This is a genomic window from Pseudomonas huaxiensis, assembly GCF_003231275.1.
Lineage (GTDB): Bacteria > Pseudomonadota > Gammaproteobacteria > Pseudomonadales > Pseudomonadaceae > Aquipseudomonas > Aquipseudomonas huaxiensis.
Map to the genome: position 1 here is coordinate 1 of NZ_QKVL01000087.1, position 5,263 is coordinate 5,263.

General features: G+C 51.3%; 2 tRNA genes and 2 rRNA genes. All 4 read right to left on the bottom strand.

What is annotated here, in order from left to right:
• Window positions 1-88: 88 nt before the first annotated feature.
• The 4 genes from DM374_RS31985 to DM374_RS32000 all read right to left on the bottom strand — a co-directional run bounded on the left by DM374_RS31985 (window position 89) and on the right by DM374_RS32000 (window position 4,984).
• Window positions 89-2,977 (bottom strand): 23S ribosomal RNA (locus DM374_RS31985).
• Window positions 2,978-3,204: 227 nt separating this feature from the next.
• Window positions 3,205-3,280, bottom strand: a tRNA-Ala gene (locus DM374_RS31990).
• A 6-nt stretch (window positions 3,281-3,286) separates the two neighbouring features.
• Window positions 3,287-3,363, bottom strand: a tRNA-Ile gene (locus DM374_RS31995).
• Between the two features lie 84 nt (window positions 3,364-3,447).
• Window positions 3,448-4,984: ribosomal RNA gene (locus DM374_RS32000) — 16S ribosomal RNA — on the bottom strand.
• The 16S and 23S rRNA genes sit together here with 2 tRNA genes alongside, the layout of an rRNA operon.
• Between the last annotated feature and the right edge of the window lie 279 nt (window positions 4,985-5,263).

Below are 5,263 nucleotides of genomic sequence, written 5' to 3' on the forward strand. Positions count from 1 at the left end.
GTGGGTTCACGAATTTTCGAGCGTTTCGTCTTCACCACCACAATTCGGTGCCCTGTCTCCAGAAGCAGTCAAATTGCTTGGGTGTTATATGGTCAAGCCTCACGGGCAATTAGTATTGGTTAGCTCAACGCCTCACAGCGCTTACACACCCAACCTATCAACGTCGTAGTCTTCGACGGCCCTTCAGGGAGCTCAAGGCTCCAGTGAGATCTCATCTTGAGGCAAGTTTCCCGCTTAGATGCTTTCAGCGGTTATCTCTTCCGAACATAGCTACCCGGCAATGCCACTGGCGTGACAACCGGAACACCAGAGGTTCGTCCACTCCGGTCCTCTCGTACTAGGAGCAGCCCCTCTCAAATCTCAAACGTCCACGGCAGATAGGGACCGAACTGTCTCACGACGTTCTAAACCCAGCTCGCGTACCACTTTAAATGGCGAACAGCCATACCCTTGGGACCGGCTTCAGCCCCAGGATGTGATGAGCCGACATCGAGGTGCCAAACACCGCCGTCGATATGAACTCTTGGGCGGTATCAGCCTGTTATCCCCGGAGTACCTTTTATCCGTTGAGCGATGGCCCTTCCATACAGAACCACCGGATCACTAAGACCTACTTTCGTACCTGCTCGACGTGTCTGTCTCGCAGTCAAGCGCGCTTTTGCCTTTATACTCTACGACCGATTTCCGACCGGTCTGAGCGCACCTTCGTACTCCTCCGTTACTCTTTAGGAGGAGACCGCCCCAGTCAAACTACCCACCATACACTGTCCTCGATCCGGATAACGGACCTGAGTTAGAACCTCAAAGTTGCCAGGGTGGTATTTCAAGGATGGCTCCACGCGAACTGGCGTCCACGCTTCAAAGCCTCCCACCTATCCTACACAAGCAAATTCAAAGTCCAGTGCAAAGCTATAGTAAAGGTTCACGGGGTCTTTCCGTCTAGCCGCGGATACACTGCATCTTCACAGCGATTTCAATTTCACTGAGTCTCGGGTGGAGACAGCGCCGCCATCGTTACGCCATTCGTGCAGGTCGGAACTTACCCGACAAGGAATTTCGCTACCTTAGGACCGTTATAGTTACGGCCGCCGTTTACCGGGGCTTCGATCAAGAGCTTCGCGTTAGCTAACCCCATCAATTAACCTTCCGGCACCGGGCAGGCGTCACACCCTATACGTCCACTTTCGTGTTTGCAGAGTGCTGTGTTTTTAATAAACAGTCGCAGCGGCCTGGTATCTTCGACCGGCATGGGCTTACGGAGCAAGTCCTTGACCCTCGCCGGCGCACCTTCTCCCGAAGTTACGGTGCCATTTTGCCTAGTTCCTTCACCCGAGTTCTCTCAAGCGCCTTGGTATTCTCTACCCAACCACCTGTGTCGGTTTGGGGTACGGTTCCTAGTTATCTGAAGCTTAGAAGCTTTTCTTGGAAGCATGGCATCAACCACTTCGCGCTCTAAGAGCGCTCGTCATCAGCTCTCGGCCTTAAGATCCCGGATTTACCTAAGATCTCAGCCTACCACCTTAAACTTGGACAACCAACGCCAAGCTGGCCTAGCCTTCTCCGTCCCTCCATCGCAATAACTAGAAGTACAGGAATATTAACCTGTTTTCCATCGACTACGCTTTTCAGCCTCGCCTTAGGGACCGACTAACCCTGCGTCGATTAACGTTGCGCAGGAAACCTTGGTCTTTCGGCGTGGGAGTTTTTCACTCCCATTGTCGTTACTCATGTCAGCATTCGCACTTCTGATACCTCCAGCAAGCTTCTCAACTCACCTTCACAGGCTTACAGAACGCTCCTCTACCGCATCACCTAAGTGATACCCGTAGCTTCGGTGTATGGTTTGAGCCCCGTTACATCTTCCGCGCAGGCCGACTCGACTAGTGAGCTATTACGCTTTCTTTAAAGGGTGGCTGCTTCTAAGCCAACCTCCTAGCTGTCTAAGCCTTCCCACATCGTTTCCCACTTAACCATAACTTTGGGACCTTAGCTGACGGTCTGGGTTGTTTCCCTTTTCACGACGGACGTTAGCACCCGCCGTGTGTCTCCCATGCTCGGCACTTGTAGGTATTCGGAGTTTGCATCGGTTTGGTAAGTCGGGATGACCCCCTAGCCGAAACAGTGCTCTACCCCCTACAGTGATACATGAGGCGCTACCTAAATAGCTTTCGAGGAGAACCAGCTATCTCCGAGCTTGATTAGCCTTTCACTCCGATCCACAGGTCATCCGCTAACTTTTCAACGGTAGTCGGTTCGGTCCTCCAGTCAGTGTTACCTAACCTTCAACCTGCCCATGGATAGATCGCCCGGTTTCGGGTCTATACCCAGCGACTAAACGCCCTATTAAGACTCGCTTTCGCTACGCCTCCCCTATTCGGTTAAGCTCGCCACTGAATATAAGTCGCTGACCCATTATACAAAAGGTACGCAGTCACCTAACAAGTAGGCTCCCACTGCTTGTACGCATACGGTTTCAGGATCTATTTCACTCCCCTCTCCGGGGTTCTTTTCGCCTTTCCCTCACGGTACTGGTTCACTATCGGTCAGTCAGTAGTATTTAGCCTTGGAGGATGGTCCCCCCATATTCAGACAAAGTTTCTCGTGCTCCGTCCTACTCGATTTCATTGATAAGAGATTTTCGTGTACGGGGCTATCACCCACTATGGCGGCACTTTCCAGAGCCTTCCACTAATCTCAAATCAACTTAAGGGCTAGTCCCCGTTCGCTCGCCACTACTAAGGGAATCTCGGTTGATTTCTTTTCCTCAGGGTACTTAGATGTTTCAGTTCCCCTGGTTCGCCTCTTACACCTATGTATTCAGTGTAAGATAACCATCTTATGATGGCTGGGTTCCCCCATTCAGAGATCTCCGGATCAAAGTCTGTTTGCCGACTCCCCGGAGCTTATCGCAGGCTACCACGTCTTTCATCGCCTCTGACTGCCAAGGCATCCACCGTATGCGCTTCTTCACTTGACCATATAACCCCAAGCAATCTGGTTATACTGTGAAGACGACATTCGCCGAAAATTCATGATTAAACTCACAAATTTTACCTTAGCCTGAACAAACACCAGTGAAAGTGCTGTCCAGTCTATCTTTCTATCACATACCCAAATTTTTAAAGAACGATTCTGATAAAGTTCAGAAATCAATATTCGATGCGAATATTCATTTCTAAGCTTTTACATAGGTGCAAGAGGGGGTGGTGGAGCCAAGCGGGATCGAACCGCTGACCTCCTGCGTGCAAGGCAGGCGCTCTCCCAGCTGAGCTATGGCCCCAGCAATTGGTGGGTCTGGGCAGATTCGAACTGCCGACCTCACCCTTATCAGGGGTGCGCTCTAACCAACTGAGCTACAGACCCAATCGAAGGTTGCTAACCTAATCGTCTTCTTCAATGAATCAAGCAATTCGTGTGGGAGCTTATGAAGCGGCTGATGTCGTCGATTAAGGAGGTGATCCAGCCGCAGGTTCCCCTACGGCTACCTTGTTACGACTTCACCCCAGTCATGAATCACACCGTGGTAACCGTCCTCCCGAAGGTTAGACTAGCTACTTCTGGTGCAACCCACTCCCATGGTGTGACGGGCGGTGTGTACAAGGCCCGGGAACGTATTCACCGCGACATTCTGATTCGCGATTACTAGCGATTCCGACTTCACGCAGTCGAGTTGCAGACTGCGATCCGGACTACGATCGGTTTTGTGAGATTAGCTCCACCTCGCGGCTTGGCAACCCTCTGTACCGACCATTGTAGCACGTGTGTAGCCCAGGCCGTAAGGGCCATGATGACTTGACGTCATCCCCACCTTCCTCCGGTTTGTCACCGGCAGTCTCCTTAGAGTGCCCACCATTACGTGCTGGTAACTAAGGACAAGGGTTGCGCTCGTTACGGGACTTAACCCAACATCTCACGACACGAGCTGACGACAGCCATGCAGCACCTGTGTCAGAGTTCCCGAAGGCACCAATCCATCTCTGGAAAGTTCTCTGCATGTCAAGGCCTGGTAAGGTTCTTCGCGTTGCTTCGAATTAAACCACATGCTCCACCGCTTGTGCGGGCCCCCGTCAATTCATTTGAGTTTTAACCTTGCGGCCGTACTCCCCAGGCGGTCAACTTAATGCGTTAGCTGCGCCACTAAAATCTCAAGGATTCCAACGGCTAGTTGACATCGTTTACGGCGTGGACTACCAGGGTATCTAATCCTGTTTGCTCCCCACGCTTTCGCACCTCAGTGTCAGTATGAGCCCAGGTGGTCGCCTTCGCCACTGGTGTTCCTTCCTATATCTACGCATTTCACCGCTACACAGGAAATTCCACCACCCTCTGCCCTACTCTAGCTCGCCAGTTTTGGATGCAGTTCCCAGGTTGAGCCCGGGGATTTCACATCCAACTTAACGAACCACCTACGCGCGCTTTACGCCCAGTAATTCCGATTAACGCTTGCACCCTCTGTATTACCGCGGCTGCTGGCACAGAGTTAGCCGGTGCTTATTCTGTCGGTAACGTCAAAACACTAACGTATTAGGTTAATGCCCTTCCTCCCAACTTAAAGTGCTTTACAATCCGAAGACCTTCTTCACACACGCGGCATGGCTGGATCAGGCTTTCGCCCATTGTCCAATATTCCCCACTGCTGCCTCCCGTAGGAGTCTGGACCGTGTCTCAGTTCCAGTGTGACTGATCATCCTCTCAGACCAGTTACGGATCGTAGCCTTGGTGAGCCATTACCTCACCAACTAGCTAATCCGACCTAGGCTCATCTGATAGCGCAAGGCCCGAAGGTCCCCTGCTTTCTCCCGTAGGACGTATGCGGTATTAGCGTTCCTTTCGAAACGTTGTCCCCCACTACCAGGCAGATTCCTAGGTATTACTCACCCGTCCGCCGCTGAATCGAAGAGCAAGCTCTTCTCATCCGCTCGACTTGCATGTGTTAGGCCTGCCGCCAGCGTTCAATCTGAGCCATGATCAAACTCTTCAGTTCAATACTGCTTGGGTTTTGAGAAAACCCTAAACTTGGCTCAGCAATCTCAAAATGAACTATTTCGATTTCTCGTATAGTCACTTGTGATGCTGATAATCTTGCTGACTATCAGTCCGAATTCACAAGCACCCACACGAATTGCTTGATTCAATTGTTAAAGAGCGGTTGGTTAAGAGCTTTTCGTCTCAACCGAGGCGCGCATTCTACGCTTTCCTCTCAGCCTGTCAAGCGTTTATTTTGAAGTTTTTCAGAATTTCTCTTTCAACTTCAAACACTTGA